Source organism: Sphingomonas alpina (assembly GCF_014490665.1).
GTDB lineage: Bacteria > Pseudomonadota > Alphaproteobacteria > Sphingomonadales > Sphingomonadaceae > Sphingomonas > Sphingomonas alpina.
Map to the genome: position 1 here is coordinate 3404274 of NZ_CP061038.1, position 23044 is coordinate 3427317.

Consider the following 23044-nt stretch of genomic DNA (forward strand, 5'->3'; position numbering starts at 1 on the left):
TGCCCGTCGTCGAAAGCGATTCGTCCCAACCATTGGCCCGCCGTCCGGCGAACGGATCAACCGATACCGTCACAGGCAGGGTCGCTGGCGCGCTCTGAGCTTCTTCCCCGGCTCCGGCCAGCGGTCATTTTTGCCAATTTGTCATACAACACTTGACTCGACTCGATATTCCATTGCAGCCTGACACCGGTATCAAAAGTCGACGATCCGGCATCAAGCCAGACGCCTTTTGGAGAGGGTTTGAACATGAGCATGAAATCGGCAGTGAAGTTCGGTGCGTCCGTGGCAGTCCTGGCCTGGACCATCCCCCCGGCCCTGGCGCAGGATGCCGTTGTTCCTGCTCAGACTGTTCCAGCCGCTCCGGTAGCTGAAGCGCAGGATGATGCCGGGCTCGAGGACATCGTCGTCACCGCCAACAAGCGCGCGGAGAATGTCCAGGACGTGCCCTCCTCCGTCCTCGCGATGACCGCCGCCGGGCTCGAGCGCGCAAACGTCCGTGACTTTGACGATCTGGTGAAGGCAGCGCCGTCGGTGACGATCACCAAGACGAGCCAACCGGCCAATAACAGCATCAACATCCGCGGCATCGGCACCTATGCCTACAGCATCTCGACCCAGCCCAGCGTCGTGGTTGTAATCGACGATATTCCCCAGGCATTCCAGGCGGCAGCCTTCACCTCGCTCGCCGATGTCGCGCAGATCGAGGTGCTGCGCGGGCCGCAGAGCACGCTGTTCGGCAAGGCCGCCTCGGCCGGTGCGATCAACATCACCACCATGGCACCAAGCGACAAGCTCAGCGGCCGTGCCGAAGTGCTGTTCACCGATGACGGCGAACAGCGCGTGCAGGGCACCTTGTCCGGCCCGATCAGCTCGACGCTGAAGGCGCGGCTTTCCGCGAGCTACAGCAAGTATCGCGGTACGATCTACAACACCTACACCGGCAACTGGCTCAACGGCCAGTCCGACGTGGTGTTGCGCGGCAAGCTGCTGTGGGAACCGTCGGAGTCGACATCGGTCGCTCTCTCGCCCTATTTCGTTCGCTCCAAATCGACCTGCTGCGCGCCGGCGCAATATTTCCTCAGCCCTGGCGTCACGTTCAGCAAATCGAACATCAATCAGTCGGTGATCCTGGGCGGCATCGTGCCGGGATCGAACAATCGGCTGACCCGGATGGATATCGACGCCAAAGGCGATTCGCGCGACTGGGGCGCTGGGCTCAAGGCTTCACACACTTTCGACGGCGGGCTGACGCTGACCTCGATCTCCTCGTTCGACCGCTATGAACTGATCGATTTGCAGGACACGGATTCGAGCGCGTTCGATTTCCGCACCATCGCGCCGACCGCGCCGGCGGGCGGGTCGGCCAATGGCGGTTTCTTCAAGATCAACACCATCACCCAGGAACTCCGCCTGACTTCGCCCGATGGCGGGCCATTCCGCTATGTCGCCGGCCTGTTCTACAGCAGCACCAAGTCGACCCGCGACTATGTCCGGGGGTCCAACACGCTGGGGAATTTCAACGGCCTCGCCTCTTTACCCTCCACCAACAGCATCGCCTATTCGAGCTATTTCACCCAAAGCTCGCAGCAGACCTATGCCGCGTTCGGCCAGGCGACCTATGATGTGTCGAACGCCTTTTCGATCACCGGCGGCTTGCGCGTTCACCGCGAAAACATCCGCTACCGCTTCCGCGATCGCGGCAACAATGTCACCTATGGCATGCCCGATTGCGCGACCGCGACACCGACCGCGAGCGTGAAGATTTCGACCTGCGATAGCGACACCGTGGTCACCGGCAAGGCCGCGCTGCAGTTCCGCCCCTCGGACGATGTGATGCTCTTCGCCAGCTATGCGCGCGGCTACAAGGGTCTCGCCTATGACCTGACCAGCACCTACACGGTACGCACGCCGCTCGCCTCGGGCCCGTTAAAGGGTGTGCCCGTCGCGGACGCCGTCGCCGCGCGCCAGCCCGTCGCGCCGGAGAATAGCGACGCGTTCGAGCTCGGGTTCAAGACCAGCCTGCTCGACGACCGGGTGACCTTCAACATGACCGCCTTCTATGAAGTGTTCCGTGGTTTCCAGGCGCAGAGCCGCGACGACACGACGGGCCAGAATATTCTCAACAGCCTGGGCAAGGTGACCTCGCGCGGTGTCGAGACGGAGATTTCGGCCCGGCTGAGCCGCGACTTCACGCTCAACGCGTACGGCGCCTATACCGTCGCGCGGATGGACGATTTCCCCAACGCGACCTGCTTCCCGCAACAGACCGTCGCGCAAGGTTGTGTCGGTGGCATACAGAATCTGTCGGGCAAGCCGCTGCCCAATGCCCCGCGCTGGAATCTCAGCGCGAACGGCCAATATGACATCCCGCTGGGCGACAACACCAAGGCGTTCCTGCTGGCCAGCGCGCATTATCAGTCCAAGGTAATCTTCAGCCTGTTGCAGGATCCGGACTCGGTTCAGAAAGGCTATGCACTGGTCAATCTCGGCGCCGGGATCGAGACGGGGCCGGTCAAAGTTACCTTGTTCGTCAACAATCTGTTCGACAAACATTATGTCCTGACCAGCGGGCGCGATGGCGTGTGGAACTACAGCGTGGGGGCCGCGACACCGACCCTGGCGGTCAATTACAAACCGGGGCGCGACAGCAATCGCTATGTCGGCATACGGACCTCGGTCAGCTTCTGAACGCTCCACAGCGGCGGGTGTCACCCGCCGCCGTCTCTGCTATCACCGCGGCATGACGACCAAAGCCGCAACGCTCGCCGACGATCTTGTTCAGCAGTTCGAGCGCCGCATCGCCGCTGGCGAGATGCCGCCCGGATCGCGATTCCCGACCGAAAAATCGGTTACCGACAGTGCCGGGGTGAGCCGCACCGTGGTGCGCGAGGCTTTCGCCCGGCTCGCGGCGCGCGGACTGCTCGAATCGAAACAGGGATCGGGCGCCTATGTCGCGGCGGGGGCACGCTATCAGGCATTTCAAGTCACGCCCGAGGAAATGGACGGGGTCGACGACGTCCTCAAGCTGCTCGAGATGCGCATGGCGCTGGAAGCCGAGATGGCCGACCTGGCCGCGCGGCGCCGCAGCGACGCCGATATCGCCGAGATGCGGCTATGCAATAACCGCATGCGGGACAGCCGCGATATCGACGAAGCGGTGACCGCCGACATGGCCTTCCATCGCGCGATCGCCGCGGCCACGCGCAACGATTATTATCTGCGTTTCATGGATTTTCTCGGTGTCCGCCTGGTGCCGCCGCGCCGGCTGTACCTGCGCGACCGCGCGGATAAGGAGCACCGCGACTATGCGCGTGGTATCTATCGCGACCATGATGCGATCCTGGTCGCGATCGAAGCAGGCAATCCGACGCGGGCGCGAGCTGCCGCGCGACGGCATATGCACAAGAGCCTCGACCGGCATCGCGACCTGCAGGGACAAAAGGATGATCCTCCCCCCCATAACGAGGGAGAGGATCCGGAACCTCATTCGTAGCGCAGTGCCTTGATCGGGTTGGTGCGCGCGACGCGATAGGCATGCGCACTGATCGTGCCGACCGCGATGATCAATGCGAGCAACCCAGCCTCGAGGAACGGTACCGGCGTCAGCGTGATGCGCGTGTCAAAGCCGTTGAGCCAGCCGCGCATTACCCACCAGGCGAGTGGCCAGGCGATGATGTTGGCGATCAGCACCGGCCGGCTGAACTGCCACACCAGCAGTTGAACGATGTCGCGATTGCGCGCGCCCAGCACCTTGCGGATACCGATCTCCTTGGTGCGTCGCTCGGCAGTGAAAGCGGCGAGCCCGAACAGGCCAAGGCAGCCGATCACCACCGCAAGGATCGCGAAAGCGCCGAACAATGCTGCGCGCGCCGCATCCTGATTGTACATTTCGTTGACGATGTCGTCGACAAGGCGCGCCCGGTACGGGATCTCGGGGACGAACCGCTTCCAGCTTGCCTCGACGCGTTCAGACATCGCCTTGGGCTCGACTCCCTGGAAGCGCACCATCAGTTCGGGATAGCCGTTCGATTTGAAGAAGTAGAAGTTCGGCTGCAGCGGTTCGCGCGTGGACCGGAACCGGACATCATTGACCACGCCGATCACCGTCGCGGGCACAAGGCCGTATTCGTCGGAGACCATGCTGACCATGATCTGCTTGCCGATCGCCGCAGCCGGGGTCTTGAAGCCAAGGCGCCGCGCCGCTTCCTCGCTCAGCATGATGTTGGCGCCGCGTTGAACCAGCGCACGTTGCGATTCAGGCGTTCTGGGCGATGGAAGGCTCGCATCGTCCATCGGCTGGCTCAGGGAAAAATTACGCCCGGCGAGCAGCTTCATGCCCATTGCCGGCACGAACCCCGGATCGATCGGATAGACGCCGAGTTGAACGACATCCGCGCTTCCCGCCAGCTTTACGCCAGTGGCCGAATGCCGGCCATTGTCGACCGCGATCGAGGTCCGGCCGACAGAGGTGACGCCGGGGATGCGCTTGATCTCGTCGACCAGCGACGTTGCGATCTGATCGACCTGAGGCCGGTCGATATTGGTGATCTGAAGCAAGCTTTCGCGACGGAATCCGCCATCCGCGCTGCGTGCATAGACGGTTTGTGTATAGACGATCAGCGTGCAGATGATCAGACCGATCGACACCGCGAACTGACCGACGACAAGCACGCTGCGGAGGCGCCCCGAACCTTCCGCATCGGCGGCCGACTTGTTCGCCTTGAGCACCCGCGCGGGCTCGAAGCGCGACAGCACGAGAGCAGGATATAAGCCGCCAGCCAGGCCGACGAGCAAGGTCAGCAGGATCACCGGCGCGATCAAGCCGTCGAGCGCAAAATATCGGATCGTGATCTGCGCATCGAGAAAGCCGTTGAGCGCTGGCAGCATCAGTTCGACGATCGCCAGTGCGACGACCATCGCAACCGACGCGAGCAGGATCGATTCGCCGATGAACTGGGTAATCAGCTGGCCTCGCGTCGCACCCAGCACCTTGCGCAAGGCGACTTCGCGGGCACGCTGTGTCGCCCGGGCCGTGGCGAGATTGGTGAAGTTGACGCAGGCCATGCCAAGGATGAGCAAGGCGATGATCGCGAAGGTGACGATCGTACCCCGATCATTGCCCGGTCGCTGCGCGCCATTCTGCGCCTCACCGAGATGGACATCGCGGATATTGGTGAGCTTGAAATCCTGGAATTCACCCGGATCGCCGCCCTGAACGACGCTCGCCTCGGGCGGCATGTTGCGCTTTTTCCAGGCGGAAATCTGGCTGTTGACCAACTTGTCGTCGCCGACCGATTTGAGCTTCACCCAATAGGTGCCCTCCTGCCAGTTCCAGCTGGTCAGCGCCTCCGGCGCCTTGGCGCGGAACGTGACCGGGTCGAAGCGCGCGACCATACCGAAGTTGAGCGAGGAGTTCTTCGGCAGATCCTGGTGCACACCCGTCACGCGGTAATCGGCCTTCAGGTCACCGCTGCTCAAAGTCAGGGTCTGCCCCATCGGATCGGCGGAGCCGAACAATTTGGTCGCGGCCCTCTGGCCGAGTACCAGCGAATGGGGATCGTCGAGTGCGTGCTTCGGATCGCCCTTGATGAACGGCACTTCAAGCACGTTGAACAGATTGCTGTCGGTCAACAACGCGCCGGGAATGGTGGCAGGCTGACCATCCTTGATGATCACGATCGGCTGATTGCTGACATAGGCAGCCTGTTCGACCTGAGGAAAATCCTTCTTCAGCGCCTGGCCGGAGATGTAGCTGGTCTGTTGCAGCTTCATTTCCTCGCCGCCGTCCGCCGTAGCCTTGTAAAAGGCCTGTAACTGGAACGCGCGGTCGGCATTGGGCAGCCACGCGTCATAGCTGAATTCATAACGCACAAAGCCGAGGATCAGCAGGCATGCGGCGATACCGAGCGCGAGCCCGGCGATGTTGATGGCGGCATAAGCACGGTTCTTGGCGAGTGCGCGGATGCCGACGGTCAGGTAATTGCGCCACATGGCTGGGGTTCCTCTTGATCTGTCATCAACCTCCGTTCGGGCTGAGCTTGTCGAAGCCCATGCCATGCCCTTCGACAAGCTCAGGGCGAACGGGGGTGGGTTGGTTCGCCGTTATCGCATCACGCGGCGCGGCGCTGCTGCTGCAGGACGCGGCCATCGAGCATGCTGACGATGCGGCTGGCATAATCGGCATGGGCGGGGCTGTGGGTGACCATCACGATGGTCGACCCTTCCGCGTTCAATTGCTGCAGCATGCGCATCACTTCTTCACCATGATTGGTATCGAGGTTGCCGGTCGGTTCGTCGGCCAGGATCAGCTTGGGTTCCGCGACCAGAGCGCGCGCGACCGCGACGCGCTGCTGCTGGCCGCCCGACAATTGGCTCGGCCGATGGCGCGCACGATGGCCGACGCCGACCCGGTCCATCACTTCGTCGGTGCGGCGCTTGCGGTCCGCGGCGGACACGTCGTGATAGAGCAGGGCGAGTTCGATATTCTCGCGTACCGACAGTTCATCGACCAGATTGAAGCTCTGGAAGATGAAGCCGATATTGGCCTTGCGAAAGGCAGCGAGCTTGGCTTCGCCGAGCCCGGCGACTTCGGTGCCGTTGAAGACATAGGAGCCGGATGACGGCGTATCGAGCATACCCATCAGGTTGAGCAAGGTCGATTTGCCACAGCCCGACGGGCCCATCACCGCGACGAATTCGCCATCGGCAACGTCCAGGTCGATCGCGTCCAGCGCGGTCGTTTCAATCGTGTCAGTGCGGTAGGTTCGCGAAAGAGCGCGCATCTCGAGCATGTTTCAGTCCTTTGCCGTGAGGTCGATATCGAGCCGGTCCTTGTCGACGAAACCGGTATAGGGTGAGGTGATGACGCGCTCCCCAACGTCGAGGCCTTCGAGCACTTCGATCGAATCCGGGTTGCGGCGGCCGAGACGGACCGTGCGCTTGACCGCACTCTTGCCATCGGGCGAGACCACGAACACCCAATTGCCGCCAGTCTCGTTGTAGAAGGCGCCGGCCGGAATGAGGCGTGCCGGTGCGGGATCGCCCAGCGTCAGCTTTGCCTGCAGCGTCTGGCCGCGCTGGATCGCGGTCGGTTCGGCACCGATGAACTGCAGGTCGACCTGGAACTGGCCATTCTGGACCTGCGGATAGATTTTGGCGACGCGCGCAGGGTAGTTCCTGCCAGCCAGTTCGACATTCGCCTTTTGCCCGAGCTGAACACGGCCGAGATAGAATTCGTCGACCCCGGCCATCAGCTTGTTGCGGCCGGGGCTGTCGATCTGGCCGATGCGCTCGCCGCGCTTCAGCGACTGGCCGACCTGGATGTCGAAGCCGGACAGCTTGCCGCCAACCGGTGCGCGCAGGTTGAGCGCCTCGAGGCTCGACCGGGCGAGCGCCAGGCTCGACTGGAGCGAGGCGGACGAGGCCCGCTGTTGAGAGAGCTGGCTGCCCTGCAGCCGCTCGTCGGTCGCCTGGCCGCGGCGCAGCACGGCAAGGCGCTGCTGTTCGTAACGATACTGATCCTGCGTGTCGGCGAACTGACGCCCGGCGACGAAGCCCCGCGCAGCAAGTGGTGCCTCGCGCTCATATTGGCGGCGCGCCTTGTCGGCGGACAGGCCGGCCTCGAGCACCGAGCGCTGGTTGGCGAGGCGAGTCTGGGACAGCGCCAGTTCCTGGCTGCGCATATTGTTGATCTGCTGCTCGACTTCGGTCTGACGCGCGAGCACCGAGAGCTGGAGTTCGGCATTGGAGAGCACGGCGATGAGCTGGCCCGGGGCAAGGTCCACGCCGTCCTCGGCAATGACCTTTTCGACCCGGCCGCCTTCGATCGCATCGAGGAAGACGGTGAAGAGCGGCGTCACACGGGCGCGCAGGGGAACGAAATCTTCGAATTTGCCGCTGCGCACAGGCGAGATGGTCAGCCGGTCGACGGCGACGGTCTGCGAGCCGGCGCGCGGGGCGTAGAGCCAGAAAGCGGCAAGAGCGACGAGCAGGGCGACGGCGATCGCGGCCCATTTGGTCCAGGGCGGCATACGGCGGACCGCAACGCTGCGATCCATCCCGGCCCCGGTAACCGCCGTGCCGGATTTCATGCCGGATCTGGCGGCACCGGGGGTCGGCTGGTCTTGGGGTATGCGCACGACACTCATCAATTCGTCCCTCTCACCCCGATGGGTAGCAAGCGGCGTGCCAGCAGCCTGTCCGAGGGCAGCAGCCGGCAGATCGGGCTCAGCCTGTCCGTTTCCGAACACATGTGTCCGGAAACGGACGCCAGAGACCGTAGTGGCAGTCATGCGAATACCGGCGGCGCCGATGCGATGGTCAGGCACAGGGTGGCGAAAACGGCGCCGGTGACGCTCAGGACGTGAAAGGCGAAGGGGGTCTTCATGGGTCTTCTCCAGGTCGGCGGAGATGCCGATGCAAAGACCTTCGCATCAGTCATGCCAGTTTATGGAAAACCCATGATTTCCGCCATTTTCTGACGAAGGGGCATAATTCCCGCCGCATTGGCACGGAAATTGACTGTCCGATATCGAACGGCAATTGTACGAGAACGGTCACATGGCGAACCAATCCTCCCCCGAATTCGATTGCTGCCTGGTCATCGACGATGACGAGGACATCCTGATCGCGGCGCGGCTGTTGCTGCGCACCGTGTTCCGCGAGGTGGTCACTGCCTCCAACCCGGCCGACGCGATGGCCGCGGCGAGTGCGCATGCGCCCGACGTGGTGCTGCTCGACGCCAATTTCGCGCGCGGCGCGACCGATGCGGCGGAGGGGCTGGCGCTGCTCGACCGACTGCTTGCCGCCCATCCCGACCTGATCGTGGTGATGATCACCGCGCATGCCGGGGTGAAGATCGCGGTCGAGGCAATGAAACGCGGCGCGACCGATTTCATTTCCAAGCCCTGGGCCAACGAACGCCTGCTGACCACGGTGCGTACGGCCGCCGCCTTGGCCGGATCGCGCAAGATGGTCGCGACCGAGCGCGCCAAGGTGGCGGCGGTCGCCGATCCCGCGCCGGGCAGTACCCCGCCGCTGATCGGCGCAGCGGCTCCGATGGCGCGGGTCAATTCGCTGATCGCGCGCGCCGCGCCGACCGACGCCAATGTGCTGGTGCTGGGCGAGAACGGCACGGGCAAGGAACTGGTCGCGCGCGCGGTCCATCGCCAGTCGCTGCGCGCCGGGCAACCGATGCTGACCGTCGACCTCGGCGCGATCTCGACCGAATTGATCGATTCCGAATTGTTCGGCCATGTGAAGGGCGCGTTCACCGATGCCAAGGGCGATCGCATCGGGCGCATCCAGGCAGCAAGCGGTGGGACCCTGTTCCTCGACGAGATCGGCAACCTGCCGCTTCATCTTCAGCCCAAGCTGCTTACCGTGCTGGAGCAGCGTCAGGTCACGCCGGTCGGCGCCAACCGGCCGGTGCCGGTCGATATCCGCGTCATCGCCGCGACCAACCTGACCCCGGCGATGCTGCGCGACGAGAAGCTGTTCCGCCAGGATCTGCTGTTCCGGTTGAACACGGTCGAGATCGAACTGCCGCCGCTGCGCGACCGGCGCGAAGATGTCCCCGCCCTGGTCGATCATTTCCTCGACCATTATGCGAAGCGCTATAACCGCCCTGCCCCGGCGCTGAGCGCCGCCGCGCGTTCCGCACTCTCGGCGCATGACTGGCCGGGCAATGTCCGCGCGCTGCGCCATGCGATCGAGCGCGCGGTGATCCTGGCGGGGGACGCACCGCTCGAGCCGGAGGATTTTCCGCTCGGCAGCCCGGCGGTGCGCGATGCCCCGAGCATCGCGCCGGAGGCCGTGGTTACGCCGGTCGCGAACGACCTCAATCTCGACCGGGTCGAACGCCAGCTGGTCGAACAGGCGCTGAAGAAGCACGCCTATAATATCTCCGCCGCTGCCGCCGAACTGGGCGTTTCGCGCGCCGCGCTCTATCGCCGGATGGAGAAGCATGGGCTTTGATCGCCGCTTCACGCTCGGTCTGGCGGCCTGGATCGCGGCGCTGTTCGCTGCCCTGCTCGCGCTGCTTCTCGCGCTGCAGACACCAGACCTGGCGGTCGCGCGGATTGTCGCCGCGCTGATCGTCGCTGCGATCGGCTGGGGCCTGTGGCGCTATGTCGAGCGTACCAATGTGATGGTCGCGCGCTTCGTCGAGACGTTGCATTTCGGCGATGTCACCGCACGCTTCAATACGCGTGGCGGCGCTGGCTTCGATACGCTTGGCGCAGCGCTCGACGATGCGATGCGCGGGCTGCATGCGCAGCGCGACGAAGGCATGCGCGAGCTTCGCTTCCTCGAGGCGCTGGTCGACGATGTGCCGGTCGCGCTGCTGACGGTCGATGACGAGCACGGCGTGCGTCTGGTCAACAAGGCCGCGCGCCGCCTGTTCGGCCATGGCCTGGGCACGCGGCCGGAAGATTATGCCGGCTATGGCGCGACCTTCGCCGCACGTCTCGCCCGCACCGGCGAGGCCGGCCAGGAAGTGCTGATCCTGCGCCTGCCCGCCGGTCCGCAACGCGCGATCGTGCGCACCGGCGCGCTCGACCGGCTCGGCCTGCAGGTACGCGCAATTACCGTCGAACCGGTGCAGGGCGCGCTCGACGCCGTCGAGATGGCGGCGCAGACCGACCTGGTCCGCGTGCTGACGCATGAGATCCTCAATTCGCTCACCCCCGTCACTTCGCTCGCCGGGACGGCGGCGGCGGTGCTCGACATCGATCCGCCCGACATCGAGTCCGCGCGCACCGCGATGACCACCCTGTTGCGGAGGGCCGAAGGGCTGCGCCATTTCATCGACAGCTACCGCGCCGTCGCCAAGCCGCCCGAAGTCAATGCGCGCGTCTTTGCTGCCGCGCCGTTCGCACATGAGCTGGGCCGATTGTTCGCGGCGGACTGGCCGGCGGTGACGCTGACGATCGAGGTGGCACTCGACATGACGCTGCAGGCCGATCCCGACCTGCTGGCGCAGGTGCTGATCAACCTGCTGCGCAACGCCGCACAGGCGACAAGCGAGGCGGGCCGGGTCGGCCAGGTGCGGCTGTCGATCGAGAGACGGATCGGCGGCGGGACTTTGATCGAGGTTGCCGACAATGGACCCGGCGTGCCGGAGGCCGTGCGCAAGGACGTGTTCCTCCCCTTCTTCACCACGCGCGCGGCGGGAACCGGCGTGGGTCTCAACCTGGTGCGGCAGATCGTGATCGCGCATGGCGGATCGATCGACCTGATCGACAGCGACGAGGGGGCGGTGTTTCGGATCCTGCTGTGAGTCGCGCTACCGTCAGCTCGCCTTGGCGAGCGGCACCTCGAACAGCCAGGCGAGCGCTTCTTCTTCCGACATCATGAAGCGCAGCTTGTCGGACGTCAGCAGCCGCCGCATCTGCATCTTCTGCAGCGCCGATTGCGACCAGATCACCGCAATGCGGTCCGCCAATATTCCATAGGTCGGGATGAGCGCGCTGACCTCGTCGGCGATATCCTGCGACTGGACGGCATAGCCCCTCACGTCGATCAGGATCCTGCCGCTGGGATCGGTATGGCCCGCATTTGCGACCTTGCCCAGCAGAGCGCCGGCCTCGCGCTGGAACGCAACGAGCGTCGCGCGATCCCACAGCCCGGACAGAGTCAGTTTCAGAAATCGCCGACGAGCATCATAATCGAAATTATAGCTCGTCGTCATGACTTGTCCCGATCCGCAAATATCATCGATATAGGCAGATCATTAATAAGCCGATTTTGACGGATTGTAACCCGTCCCGATCCGAAGATATTCATATAATACTTATCGATCATCGTCACCATTCAACGATGATGGGCGATGCACCGTTAACCAACAATCACTCAATCAATACGTAATTTACGATATGCCGTGACGACTGGCCGATCACGCAATCTCATGGCGGATCGGCGGTCATACGCCGCGCCCGACCGTACGGGATGTGCGAGCGCATCGGCACATGATAACGCCCGCGCGGAATCGGGCGAATTCGTGGAGCATGGCAATGACATTTCGGGTAGCATTCTCGGCACTGATTCTGGTCGCGTCGCCGGCGCTGGCGCAATCGGACGAGGAATTCGATCCTGCCAAGGTCGACCTGGTCGACGCGATCAACTGCGCGATCGATGCGCGCGAGTATATGGGCTTCTCCATCACGCTGGGCGACGAGGATGGCGGCTACCGCAAGCGCGGCTGGATCAAGCAGGAGTCGGGCAATCCGTTCCTGTCGCAATATCGCCTGCCGGCACCGATCGAGATTGGCGGTCACCAGACGCGCACCATCGTGTTCAGCAGCAATGCAGTGCTGGCGGTGCTCGATGTTGCCGACCCGAGAGAGTTGGCGGAGCAGGAAGGCATCGAGAGCCTCAATCTGGGTTCGAGCCGGTTTCTGGGTGAGCGCGAAATACTCAAGACAGTGGAGAAGGATCCGGAAAACGGCTGGACCATCACCACGCGGGTCACGCGCAGCCTGTCCAATGTGGACAGCCATCCCGGCAAGACCCTCTTGGGATGTTCCTACGCCAGAGATGTGAAGCTGCCCGGCGAAAAATGATCCTCCGGGCACCGGATCGACGCGCTCGACGCAGCAGGCGGGCCCGGTTAGCGTCGCTGCTGAATCGCAAAAGGGGCACCGGACATGATTTTGAAATGGCTCATGACGGGCGCAGCATTGGCGACCGTCGCGGCCCCGGCACCGCGCAACAGCGAGACACGTAGCAACGAAATCGCGGACACCGATACCCGCACCTGGTGGCAGGCGACCGAAGCACTGTCGGGCGATACGATGGAGGGGCGCGATACCGGGTCGCCGGGGTATGACCGGGCGGCGCGGCTGCTCGCTGCGCGGTTCGCCGCGGCGGGGCTGAAGCCTGCGGGCGAAAACGGCAGCTGGTATCAGCAGCTCAAGCTGGTGGACCTGACGGTGGACGCGCGCGCGACACGCATCCGGATCGGCGCGGCACCCTTGCGCCTGCTGCACGATATTACGCTGCGTCCCTCCGCCAACATGCCGCGCGCGCTGAACGCGCCGCTGGTGTTTCGCGGCTATTGCGGCGCGGAGGCCCTTGGCGATGTCCGCGGCAAGATCGTGCTTTGCTATGGCTGGCGGCGCAGCGGGCTGACCAGCGCGGCCGAACGCTACACGACGGTCGAGGCGGCCGGCGCGCTGGGCATCGTCACCATCGCCGACCCGGGCTTCACGGTCGAACCGATGCAATGGCCGGTAGCCTATGCACGCACCGTCGCACCCGTCGGAGCGCCCGCGCCGGCGGCCGACCGGCTGCTTGCCGCGACACTCAACCCGGCGGCGCTGCCGCGCGTGCTGGCAGGCAGCGGCCAGGATGTCGCGGCGCTGATACGCGCGGGGAGCGCGGGTGCGGCGCTGGCCAATTTCGACCTGCCCGCTCCGTTCGCGGCGACCGTCGTGCTGCGCCGGCGAATGATCGCTTCGGCCAATGTGCTCGGCATGCTGCCAGGGACCGACCCCGCGTTGCGCAACCAATATGTCGTACTGTCGGCGCATCTCGACGGTTATGGGCGCGGCGAGCCGGTGAAGGGCGACGGGCTGTACAACGGCACGCTCGACGATGCCGCCTATGTCGCGCTGCTGCAGCGGCTGGCGGAACGGCGCCAGGGCAAGGGGTATCGCCGGTCGGTGATCTTCGCGGCCTTTACCGGCGAGGAAAAGGGGCTGCTCGGCGCGACCGAATTCGTCGCGCACCCGACCGTGCCGCGCGCGGCGCTGGTGGCGAACATCAACCTCGACCAGCTGCGCCCGATCTTCCCGCTCGAGCTGATGACCGTCCATGCGCTCGACGATACGACGCTGGGGGATGCGGTGCGCGCCAGTGCGGGAGCCGGGGGCATCGCGGTGCAGCACGACCCCGAGCCGGAGCGCAACCTGCTGCGCCGCGCCGATCACTGGCCGTTCCTGTCCGCCGGCATCCCAGCGACCGGCTTCGTGTTCGGCTATCGCGCGGGTACCGACTCCGAGCGACGCTACCGGCTCTGGTACCAGACCGGTTATCACAAGCCGCAGGACGATCTCGACCAGCCGATGGACTGGACCGCGGCAGCGAAGTTCAACGCGTTTTTCTACGACCTGGTCGCGCGCGTCGCCGACGCCGACCGGCCGCCCGAATGGAAACCAGGAAGCGCGCTGCGGCCGGGACGAAAGTAGCAGCGGCCGGAACCTGAGTCGCAGCCATCGTCAGGTCCGATTTTCCGCTGTTATCCGGAATAAAAAAAGCGACCCCTGTTAAGTTGGATTTTGAGCGTCGATTTTCTCCCAGTTTAGAATGGCTTGAGACATTTTACCGCTGTTCCCGATAACAGCGGTGGAACTGCGGTGGAACAGGGGTGGACTGCGGAAGAACAGCGGTGAGCCTACCGCTGTTCTTGCCCAATGACCGCTGCGGAGCGTTCGATATTTTCCAGTCATGTCAAAGAGCGGGGCGGAACGCCGGCTGACATCCCGTCCGCCGCCACGCTGTCATGCTGCACGCCGAGGTTGAATCGGCACCATCCACCATACCCGGCGCCGCGGGTCGATCATTCCAATACCAACTCGCGTTGATGCCGGCTCATCTTCCACCTGCTTCCCCGGCGAAGGCCGGCGTCCAGCTGGCAAGCATTTGTTGGCCTGGCGCTTCGCATTGTCACCTCGCCCCTCTCGACTGGGCCCCGGCCTGCGCCGGGGAAGCAATTAAGATAGGTCAGCATCAACGCTGTTTGGCATAAGACGGGGCGCGAAATCATAGCTGGCACCTGCCTCCGCCGCGACGAAGCGCTCGGGCGAAATACCAGCAGCGGACAGGGCAGCCACCAGCGCGAGACGGGGCTCTTCCCGTGCCTCGTCGGTCAGCTGGAACGTCCCCCAATGGATGCCGAGCGCGTGCGCCGCATCGACGTCGTGCAGGATCTGGACCGCTTCTGCCGGGTTGACGTGCTGTGCGGTCATGAACCAGCGCGGCTCATAGGCGCCGATCGGAATCAGCGCGACGTCCGGCGATCCAAGCACGTCCCGGATCTCGCGGAAGATCGCGCCATCGCCATAGCCGGTGTCGCCGGCGAACCAGACGCTCCCGGCCGGCGTATCGATATAATGCCCCGCCCATAGCGCCATGCGCCGGTCGCCAAGCCGACGCGCCGACCAGTGATTGGCGCGCGTCAGTGTCGTCGCGATACCCGCGCCAAGATCGATGCGGTCGTGCCAGTCGCCCGTCGCGATCCGCGCGCCGGGCACTGCCGACCGGACGATCGCATCATTGCCGAGCGGCATGACCAGCAGCGGCACATGCGCCGCGTGCAGCCGCCGCAGCGTGGCGATGTCGAGATGGTCGTAATGATTGTGGCTGATCAGCACCGCATCGATCGGCGGCAGATCCTCGAACGCAATGCCGGGCGCCGTTACCCGCTTCGGCCCGAGAAACGAGACCGGGCTCGCGCGCTCGGACCAGACCGGATCGGTGAGGATGTTGAGCCCCGCCGCCTGGATCAGCAGCGTGGCATGCCCGACCATGGTGATGCGCAACCCGTCGACACGAGCGGCCGGCCGAGCCGGGGAGACCGGCACGCTGTCGGGCCATTTAGCGACAACGCTGGTCCGTTTCCAGCGCAGCACTTCCCATAGGGATCGGTCGGTGGTCGGCTGGTCCGGATTGAAGAAACGCTCGCCATCGAAATGAGGGCTGGGCGGGCCGGCGTAATAGCGGTTGCGGGGCATGTGATCGCCTTAGCCGCGCACCCCGGCGGGCAACAGGTATTTAAGCGGCAACTTCCCCCTCCCGGGAAGGGAGGGAGATTGACGCATCAAAGCCCCTTGCCCCCGAGCTTGTAGGTCAGTTGCAGGAACACGCTGCGCCCGACGCTGTCGAACCAGCTGATGTCGTAATAGGGATAGGCCGAATAGCTCGGGTCCTTGACCGGCTTGGCATCGAGCACGTTGGTGACGCTCAGCGACCCGCGGAAATGATCGGTGAAGTCGTACTGCAGCGTCGTGTTGAACAGGTAGCTCGCCTTGATATAGGCGTCCTCGTCATAATTGGGCAGCTTGCCCAGGCGCTTGCCCTCAACGGTGAATTTCAGGCCTTGGTACGCATAGGTGATGCTCGCCGTGCTCTTGTCGCGCGGGATGTCATAGCCGCTGTCGAACGCCAGCTTGTTGATGATCGGATCGCCGACATATTGGCGGAAATCATGCTTGAAGACATGGGTGTGCGCGAGCGAAAGCGAGAAGTCGCCGAAGCTGGTGGGCAGCCGGCCATGCACCGCGATGTCGATACCGCTGGTCTTTTCGGTCGCGATGTTGATCGGATTGATCGAGACGGAGTCGAGCCTGCCGGCATTTACGCCACCCGCGAAGCGCTTAACCCTGGCAATCGCATCCACACAGGTCGGGGAATTGATGTCGACGACGGTACCGCTCGTCGTCTGACCCAATTTACAATTGGCCTCATCGCGCAGAATGCCGTCGATGCGCAAATCTTCCACCTGATTGGATAGCGAGACACGGAAATAGTCGACCGACACATCAAAGTTACGCGATGGCGCCCAGACGATTCCGGCATTGAGCGATTTGCTGGTCTCCGGCTTTAGCTGCCGGTTGCCATTACGTTGGGCAACAATGCCCACATCCGCTTGAGTGCAATCGCCGATGTCCACGCCCGGCTCAAATTTGCGGCACCGATAATAGTCGGTTGCGGAGGGGTGAGTGTTGCCCGGGCCGGTAAAGACATAATGCAAGTCGGGTGCGCGAAAACCCGTGCCATAGGCGGCGCGCAACAACAGGGTCGAGGTGGGACGCAGCTCGACACCGCCATTATAGGTGAACTTCCCGATGCTCTGTCCGGCAAAGCCAAAATGATCATAGCGCCCGGCGCCCGACAATTGCAGGAATTTGGTGACCGGCACGCGCAACTCGCCACCCAGCGCCCAGTGCGAGCGCTTGCCAGCGCCATCGCTGTCCTTGAGACCGACATAATAATCGGTCAGCGCGAGCGGATCGGGATTAAGATCATAGCCCTGCCTCCCCACCTCGGCGACGGCGGCAAAACCGACCGGTCCGGCGGGAAGGCGAAACAGCTCCGTGGTGTTGATCGTCGCCGAAACATTGTCGGTCCAGCTTTTCGGACGATAAACGGAATAGGCCGCGATGCTGTCATATTCGGCCCGGGTCAGCGGGGTATAGAGTCGCGATACGTCGCGACTAAAGGCAGGATAGCCGCTTTGCGGATCGATAAAGAGCTGTGGCCCAAGGAACAGGTCGTTGGCCTTCGATGCGATAATCTGGGGGAATTTGACCACCGCAGAATATTCGCTGTGATTGTAGGCAAGTTCATAATTCCATTTGCCGTCCAGTCGCCCTTCAATCCCCGGTGTGATGCTAAAGGTCTTTTGCCGATTACGAGTCATGACATTGCGGAAGCCGCCCGATTCCTCCGGGGTGAATTGGCGTGACCAATCGTCAAGCCCACCAAGTGTGTTGTTGAAGAACGTGGTATCGCTACTACCCGAGGCCGGCTGAAACGCCCAACTCAGCACGTCGGACATCAGCGCAACATTGCTGATGCCGAATTGCGCATCGACGAACAGCTTCGCCCCCTCGGAAAGCTCATAGCGCGCCGAGCCGAAGCTGTTGAAACCCTCGCGCTGCGAGATGACGGTGCCGTAACCGATCGACGTATCGCTACCGCAGAAATTGCCATAATTCCGCCGCGAGGCATAATAGGTGCTGCCGCCGTTGAGCGACGACAGGGCAGTGCACGTCGTGGCGCCCGGATCGACATATTCATCCGCAATCGGATCATAACGCAGGAATGTCCGTCGCGCGGTAGTGTTGGTCGGGCTGTCCTGCGTACTGTCCTGGATCGACCGCTGATAGGCCCAGAGCGGGCGTTGGTTGAGATATTCGATGCCGCCGATGATATTGAAACGGTCGTTGGACCAACCAGTGGTCAGGGTGGCGCGGTGCGACATGCCGCCGCCATGTTCGGTCAGGCCATAGCGATAGTCGATCGTAGTGCCATCGACCTTGTCCTTCATCTTGAAATTGATCACGCCGGCGATCGCGTCGGAACCGTAGATCGCCGAGGCGCTGCCGCTGAGCACCTCGACCTGATCGATCAGGCCGATCGGCAGGTTGGAGATGTCGGTGAAGTTGCTGCGCCCCTGGAAAGGGAGCGGAAAGTCCGCGATGCGCCGGCCATTGACCAGCACCAAAGTGTGATTGGGGCCAAGCCCGCGCAGGTCGACCTGCTGCGCGCCGGGCGTGAAGCTCGCGCCACTGAAGCTTTGCTGGCTTTGCGTCTCGCCGCCATTCTGCGTCACCGCGCGCAGGATGTCGGGCACGCTGGTATAGCCATTGGCGCGGATCGTATCGGCATTGATCACGGTGACCGGCGCCGGCCCCTCCGCCTGCGAGCGCGGGATGCGCGAGCCAGTGACGACGATATCGGTCGCGGTATCGTCGGCCGTCGCGCTTTCGTCCGCGAGCTGCGCCGCCGGTTGATCGACCGCCGGCGTGGCGTCCTGCGCCCGGGCAGGCGCCGTCAGCGCCAGCGCGCCGGCACAGCTGCCGAGCAGCATAGCAATCCGCGAAGCATTGCGTGGCATCGTCATTTTTGGCCCCCCATTTTCCCCGGCGCCCCCCGTCCGGCCTTTCCCTAGCCCGATCGGTGACGGCTTCGGCCCTCGTTGCGCAACCATCGCTAACAAGATTGCCGCGACCGATCGACGGAAATAGTGAAGAGCGACGATGAATTCCGTTGCGGTGATGCCGCCGCGCACCATCATGACGCTCCGGGGGAAGGAAAACCGAGATGACCAGCATGACCCTGTCCCTGCGATCAACGGCACTTGTCCGGCGCCTTCTTCACTTGCTTGCGCCCATCCTGATGCTGGTTCTGTCGAGCGGTGCGGCACTGGCGCAGGATTATGACCATTATGTCGCCGGCGACCTCGCCGCTGCGACACCCGGCCCGGTCAGCGGCGGGTTGCTGCTGCTTGGCGGGGGCGACCGCGACGATGATGCGATGCGCTGGTTCTTCGCCAAGGCGGGGCATGGCCATATCGTCATCCTGCGCGCCTCCTATGCCGGGGAGATCGGCGAGGAATTCTATCGCCAGCGCGGCGGCATCGCCTCGGCCGAAACCTTCGTGATCAAGAGCCGCGCGGCATCGACCGATACGGTCTTGCTCGACCGGCTGGCCAAGGCCGACGGCATCTTCATCGCCGGTGGCGACCAGTCGAACTATGTGCGCTTCTGGAAAGGCACCCCGGTCGCACAGGCGCTCGACGCACATGTCGCCGCGGGCAAGCCGCTGGGCGGGACCAGCGCGGGATTGGCAATGCTCGGCGAGCGGCTCTACGGCGCGATGGACGGCGGCAGCCTCGCCAGCCCCGAGGCGCTGCTCGATCCGTTCGGCCCGGCCAACACGATCGAGGCGGACTTCCTGCACCTCGCCTTGCTGCGCGGCATCGTCACCGACACGCATTTCAAGGAGCGCGACCGGCTCGGGCGGCTGTTCGCCTTTCTCGCCAAGGCGCAGGCCGGGCGCAGCGGCGCGCCGATGCTCGGGCTGGGCGTCGACGAAAGCGCCGGACTGGCGGTGGAGGCCGACGGCACCGCCCGGATCCATGCCACCGCACCGAACGGCGGCGCGTGGCTGGTCGAGGGCAGCAAGCTGAGCAAGCTGAAGCCCGGCGGTCCGCTCAGCGTGACGGGTGTACGGGTTACCGGGATCGGGCCGGATTCGGTGCTGCATTTGCCATCGGGCAAGGTCGACCGGCCAAGCTTCCTGCGGGATTATGCGGTGAAGGACGGGAAGATCGTGAGCGAGTAACACACCCGCAATAGCGGAGGTACGCTTCGCGTCATCGGCCGTCGCACTTCCGTTCCTTTGAACGAGATCACACCCGCTCGCGCAATTGCATCCCGATCTGCTCGCGAATGCCTCGGGCTACCAGCATCCACGACTAAACCGACATTATTCCATCGATCACCACGCTCCGCCACCGATGCGGCGTTGTGATTTCAAGATCGACCTTGCGAGGCGTTTCGCCACGCGTTCGCACGATCTGGATGACGAAACGATGCGAAGCCGACCTGGAGGCGATAAGCGGCGGTTCAAGGCGGCAGTCATTGTCGGATTCCCGTGCGCCGCCGCATGCCAGCCCCTCGGCGATAACGTTACCGGAGCCGGCAGAGAATAGCCGCGCCGCATATGGCCTGCCATCGCTCAGCCCGGCGCAGTCATGAATGAAGACCGAAACATCAAGCGGATAGGCCACATCTTCCGCGTCGATCAGCGGCGCAATCCGGCGCGTCTGCAAACCACTCACCTGCGCGATTGAAAACTTGCAGCCGGATGTGTTCTCGCTGACTTCCGCGGCGGGGCGTTCGAGACGATAGGGCCAACTGAAAAAAATCAGCAAGCACAGCAAGTATAGCGCCACAACGACAAGGAGGGCCACGCCTGCCTTTTGCCGCCACGTCCAAGCTTTACCTTTATTTTCGGTAACTGGGCCGATTGTGGGCTTTCCAATGATGGGCATGCGTCGTTGTAGCCGACGGTTGATCGGCCCGAAAGCTGCCTGTTTCTTCAAGGTATGTGGAAGTGGAAGATCGGGCGAATGCGACCCTTCCCTTGCCCCCAATCCCCTGCTCTAATCCCGCAATGTCGTCCCCCCGCCGCACCATCGCCGCCCTGCTCGCGCTGAGCCTGGCTACTCCGTCGCTTGGCCAGTCGGCTTCCGACAATGTCGATCCGTTCATCGGCACCGGCGGCGAGGGCCACACTTTCCCCGGCGCGGTCGCGCCGTTCGGGATGGTGCAATTGAGCCCCGATACCGACACCAGCCATGTCATCCGCGACAGTTACAAATGGGCGGCGGGCTATCGCTACACCGACCCGACCATCCAGGGTTTTTCGCACACGCATTTCTCTGGCGCGGGGCATTCCGACCTGGGCGATTTCCTGGTCATGCCGGCGGTCGGCGAGGCAGTCGCGCTGGAGCCGGGCGACCCGGCCAAACCCGGCTCAGGCTATCGCTCGCGCTTCGACCATAAGGACGAAGTCGCCAAACCCGGCTATTATGCGGTCACGCTCAGCGACCCGGGCGTTCGTGCCGAGATGACCGCCGGCACGCGGATCGGCGTCCATCGCTATGCCTTTCCGGCGGGCAAGGCGGCGCATCTGGTGATCGACCTGCGCAGTTCGCTGTACAATTATCCCGGCAAGATCCTCTGGTCGTCGCTCCGGCTGGCCCCCGACGGCACGCTCAGCGGCGCGCGCGAGACGCGTGGCTGGGCGCCGGGGCGCAAGCTCTATTTCGCGATGCGCTTTTCCGCGCCGCTGAGGGATCATGCCTTTGTCAGCACCGAGAAGGATGTGCCGTACAAGGGCTTTCAGGGGCCGGGCCGCGGCAGCGAGGCACTGGCCGAGAAGAGCGGCCGGGGCCTGGTCGCACGGCTCGATTTCGGCGCGCTGACGGCGCCGCTCGAAGTGAAGGTCGCGATCTCCTCGGTCGATGAAGCGGGGGCGGTCGCCAATCTCGACAGCGAGCCGGGCGATTTCGACGCGGTGTGCGCAAAGACCAGAGCCGCATGGGACAAGGCGCTCGGCATGCTCGCCATCGACGCGCCCGCACCGATGAAGACCAGTGTCGCCACCGCGCTCTATCATACGCTGCTCGCACCATCGGTGGCGGGCGATGCCGATGGACGTTATCGCGGGCCCGACGACCAGGTCCACCAGGCCAAGGACTTCACCTTCCGCTCGACCTTTTCGCTGTGGGACACGTTCCGCGCCGAACATCCGTTGCTGACCCTGGTGCAGCCGGAAAAGACCAATAGCGACATCGTCCGCTCGCTGCTCGCCAGCCGCAGATACAGCCCCGACGGCATCCTGCCGGTATGGCAATTCCAGGGACGCGAGACCTGGACGATGATCGGCTATCATGCCGTGCCGGTGATCGCCGATGCATATTTGAAGGGCGTGGGCGGGTTCGACGCCAGGGAAGCGCTCGAGGCGATGGTCGCGAGTGCGAGCTATGCGCCCTATGGCGGCCTCGGCGATTATATGAAGCTCGGTTATGTCGCGATCGACCGCGAGCCCGAAGCCGCGTCGAAGACGGTCGAATATGCCTATGACGACTGGACCATTGCACGGATGGCGCGGGCGATGGGGCGCAAGGACATTGCCGACACGTTCGACAAGCGCGCCGCCAACTGGCGCAACAGTTTCGATGCGAAGACCGGCTTCGTCCGCGCACGCAAGAGCGACGGCGCTTTCCGTGTCCCCTTCGACCCGACCGCAATCAATTACGGATCGGATTATACCGAGGGGAATGCGTGGCAATATAGCTGGTTCGTGCCGCAGGATCAGGCCGGGCTGGTGCAGGCGATGGGCGGCGACAAGGCGAGCGTCGCCAAGCTCGATGCGATGTTCGACTATGACAATTCAAAGCTCGATTACAGCCATGCCGAGGATATCGCCGGCCTGATCGGCCAGTATATCCATGGCAACGAACCGAGCCACCATGTCGCCTATCTCTATAATTATGCCGGCGCACCGTGGCGCACCCAGGCGCGGCTGACGCAGATCGTCGCCAGCCAGTACAAGCCGACCCCCGACGGCCTGTCGGGCAATGACGATCTGGGGCAGATGTCGGCCTGGCTGGTGTTCACCGCGCTCGGTTTCTATCCGGTCACGCCGGGCAGCCTGGAATATGTCATCGGCCGTCCGTTCGTGAACCGCGCAGCACTGGCGCTGCCCGGGGGCAAGACATTCACCATCATCGCCGAAGGACTGGACGATGCGCACCCCTATGTCGGGAGTGTGTCGCTCAATGGCCGTCCCCTCGCGCGCGGGTTCATCCGGCATGGCGAGATCATGGCCGGGGGCGAGCTGCGGTTCGTGATGCAGGCCGGGCCGAACAAGGCGTGGGCGACGGCACCGGACAATCGGCCGTTTTCGTCGAGCACGGTGCGGCAATGATTGTGTCGGGTGCCTGACCCGCGGCCTGCGCGTGTGTAGC

General features: G+C 63.8%; 16 protein-coding genes. 8 read left to right on the top strand and 8 right to left on the bottom strand.

What is annotated here, in order from left to right; translation table 11 throughout:
- Positions 1-56: 56 nt before the first annotated feature.
- Positions 57-254 carry a hypothetical protein gene (locus H3Z74_RS15865; protein WP_187760561.1) on the bottom strand — a complete coding sequence of 66 codons (198 nt, stop codon included), beginning with the start codon at positions 252-254 and terminating at the stop codon, positions 57-59.
- On the opposite strand from H3Z74_RS15865, the gene H3Z74_RS15870 reads away from it, so the two are divergent.
- Positions 247-2688, top strand: coding sequence for a TonB-dependent receptor (locus tag H3Z74_RS15870; protein WP_187760562.1), 2442 nt, complete (start codon positions 247-249; stop codon positions 2686-2688). The genes H3Z74_RS15865 and H3Z74_RS15870 overlap by 8 nt on opposite strands.
- Before the next feature lie 52 nt (positions 2689-2740).
- The gene (locus tag H3Z74_RS15875; protein ID WP_187760563.1) at positions 2741-3493 is read left to right on the top strand and encodes a FadR/GntR family transcriptional regulator; all 753 of its coding nucleotides are present in this window, start codon (positions 2741-2743) and stop codon (positions 3491-3493) included.
- Here the strand turns inward: H3Z74_RS15875 and H3Z74_RS15880 are convergent.
- The 3 genes from H3Z74_RS15880 to H3Z74_RS15890 all read right to left on the bottom strand — a co-directional run bounded on the left by H3Z74_RS15880 (position 3484) and on the right by H3Z74_RS15890 (position 8147).
- On the bottom strand, positions 3484-5991 hold the full coding sequence (locus H3Z74_RS15880) for an ABC transporter permease (RefSeq protein ID WP_187760564.1): 2508 nt from the start codon (positions 5989-5991) through the stop codon (positions 3484-3486). The genes H3Z74_RS15875 and H3Z74_RS15880 overlap by 10 nt on opposite strands.
- A gap of 119 nt (positions 5992-6110) precedes the next feature.
- A complete protein-coding gene (locus H3Z74_RS15885; RefSeq protein WP_187760565.1) occupies positions 6111-6791 on the bottom strand; it encodes an ABC transporter ATP-binding protein in 681 nt (226 codons plus the stop codon).
- 3 nt (positions 6792-6794) lie between these two features.
- Entirely contained in the window at positions 6795-8147 is a 1353-nt protein-coding gene (locus H3Z74_RS15890; protein ID WP_229726620.1) for an efflux RND transporter periplasmic adaptor subunit, read from the bottom strand.
- Between the two features lie 412 nt (positions 8148-8559).
- Here H3Z74_RS15890 and H3Z74_RS15895 point away from each other — a divergent pair, with 412 nt between their 5' ends.
- Entirely contained in the window at positions 8560-9975 is a 1416-nt protein-coding gene (locus H3Z74_RS15895; RefSeq protein WP_187760566.1) for a sigma-54-dependent transcriptional regulator, read from the top strand.
- Positions 9965-11278: a sensor histidine kinase gene (locus H3Z74_RS15900; RefSeq protein ID WP_187760567.1), complete on the top strand. Its 1314-nt coding sequence runs from the start codon at positions 9965-9967 to the stop codon at positions 11276-11278. Before H3Z74_RS15895 ends, H3Z74_RS15900 begins: the two co-directional genes overlap by 11 nt.
- A 12-nt stretch (positions 11279-11290) precedes the next feature.
- Here H3Z74_RS15900 and H3Z74_RS15905 read toward each other — a convergent pair whose 3' ends face one another.
- Complete coding sequence (locus tag H3Z74_RS15905) at positions 11291-11689, bottom strand: hypothetical protein (RefSeq protein WP_187760568.1); 399 nt, start codon at positions 11687-11689, stop codon at positions 11291-11293.
- Between the two features lie 322 nt (positions 11690-12011).
- Here H3Z74_RS15905 and H3Z74_RS15910 point away from each other — a divergent pair, with 322 nt between their 5' ends.
- Together H3Z74_RS15910 and H3Z74_RS15915 are read left to right on the top strand one after the other, a co-directional pair.
- A complete protein-coding gene (locus H3Z74_RS15910) occupies positions 12012-12560 on the top strand; it encodes a hypothetical protein (RefSeq protein WP_187760569.1) in 549 nt (182 codons plus the stop codon).
- An 84-nt stretch (positions 12561-12644) separates the two neighbouring features.
- A complete protein-coding gene (locus H3Z74_RS15915; RefSeq protein ID WP_187760570.1) occupies positions 12645-14186 on the top strand; it encodes a M28 family peptidase in 1542 nt (513 codons plus the stop codon).
- 525 nt (positions 14187-14711) lie between these two features.
- On the opposite strand, the gene H3Z74_RS15920 is transcribed toward H3Z74_RS15915, so the two are convergent.
- Positions 14712-15731, bottom strand: coding sequence for an MBL fold metallo-hydrolase (locus tag H3Z74_RS15920; protein ID WP_187760571.1), 1020 nt, complete (start codon positions 15729-15731; stop codon positions 14712-14714).
- An 86-nt stretch (positions 15732-15817) separates the two neighbouring features.
- Positions 15818-18625, bottom strand: coding sequence for a TonB-dependent receptor plug domain-containing protein (locus H3Z74_RS15925; RefSeq protein ID WP_187760572.1), 2808 nt, complete (start codon positions 18623-18625; stop codon positions 15818-15820).
- Between the two features lie 200 nt (positions 18626-18825).
- Here H3Z74_RS15925 and H3Z74_RS15930 point away from each other — a divergent pair, with 200 nt between their 5' ends.
- Entirely contained in the window at positions 18826-19848 is a 1023-nt protein-coding gene (locus tag H3Z74_RS15930) for a cyanophycinase (protein ID WP_229726621.1), read from the top strand.
- A 133-nt stretch (positions 19849-19981) separates the two neighbouring features.
- Here the strand turns inward: H3Z74_RS15930 and H3Z74_RS15935 are convergent, their stop codons facing one another.
- Positions 19982-20611 (bottom strand): hypothetical protein, encoded by a 630-nt coding sequence (locus tag H3Z74_RS15935; RefSeq protein ID WP_187760573.1) that lies wholly within the window; start codon positions 20609-20611, stop codon positions 19982-19984.
- Positions 20612-20682: 71 nt separating this feature from the next.
- Here H3Z74_RS15935 and H3Z74_RS15940 point away from each other — a divergent pair, with 71 nt between their 5' ends.
- Positions 20683-23004, top strand: coding sequence for a GH92 family glycosyl hydrolase (locus tag H3Z74_RS15940; RefSeq protein ID WP_187760574.1), 2322 nt, complete (start codon positions 20683-20685; stop codon positions 23002-23004).
- Positions 23005-23044 lie beyond the last annotated feature (40 nt).

What these genes read in the sequence shown, in the direction of transcription:
- H3Z74_RS15870 (WP_187760562.1), top strand. Translation starts at nt 247, where the DNA reads ATGAGCATGAAATCGGCAGTGAAGTTCGGTGCGTCCGTGGCAGTCCTG.
- H3Z74_RS15865 (WP_187760561.1), bottom strand. Translation starts at nt 254, where the DNA reads ATGCTCATGTTCAAACCCTCTCCAAAAGGCGTCTGGCTTGATGCCGGA.
- H3Z74_RS15875 (WP_187760563.1), top strand. Translation starts at nt 2,741, where the DNA reads ATGACGACCAAAGCCGCAACGCTCGCCGACGATCTTGTTCAGCAGTTC.
- H3Z74_RS15880 (WP_187760564.1), bottom strand. Translation starts at nt 5,991, where the DNA reads ATGTGGCGCAATTACCTGACCGTCGGCATCCGCGCACTCGCCAAGAAC.
- H3Z74_RS15885 (WP_187760565.1), bottom strand. Translation starts at nt 6,791, where the DNA reads ATGCTCGAGATGCGCGCTCTTTCGCGAACCTACCGCACTGACACGATT.
- H3Z74_RS15890 (WP_229726620.1), bottom strand. Translation starts at nt 8,147, where the DNA reads ATGAGTGTCGTGCGCATACCCCAAGACCAGCCGACCCCCGGTGCCGCC.
- H3Z74_RS15895 (WP_187760566.1), top strand. Translation starts at nt 8,560, where the DNA reads ATGGCGAACCAATCCTCCCCCGAATTCGATTGCTGCCTGGTCATCGAC.
- H3Z74_RS15900 (WP_187760567.1), top strand. Translation starts at nt 9,965, where the DNA reads ATGGGCTTTGATCGCCGCTTCACGCTCGGTCTGGCGGCCTGGATCGCG.
- H3Z74_RS15905 (WP_187760568.1), bottom strand. Translation starts at nt 11,689, where the DNA reads ATGACGACGAGCTATAATTTCGATTATGATGCTCGTCGGCGATTTCTG.
- H3Z74_RS15910 (WP_187760569.1), top strand. Translation starts at nt 12,012, where the DNA reads ATGACATTTCGGGTAGCATTCTCGGCACTGATTCTGGTCGCGTCGCCG.
- H3Z74_RS15915 (WP_187760570.1), top strand. Translation starts at nt 12,645, where the DNA reads ATGATTTTGAAATGGCTCATGACGGGCGCAGCATTGGCGACCGTCGCG.
- H3Z74_RS15920 (WP_187760571.1), bottom strand. Translation starts at nt 15,731, where the DNA reads ATGCCCCGCAACCGCTATTACGCCGGCCCGCCCAGCCCTCATTTCGAT.
- H3Z74_RS15925 (WP_187760572.1), bottom strand. Translation starts at nt 18,625, where the DNA reads ATGACGATGCCACGCAATGCTTCGCGGATTGCTATGCTGCTCGGCAGC.
- H3Z74_RS15930 (WP_229726621.1), top strand. Translation starts at nt 18,826, where the DNA reads ATGACCAGCATGACCCTGTCCCTGCGATCAACGGCACTTGTCCGGCGC.
- H3Z74_RS15940 (WP_187760574.1), top strand. Translation starts at nt 20,683, where the DNA reads ATGTCGTCCCCCCGCCGCACCATCGCCGCCCTGCTCGCGCTGAGCCTG.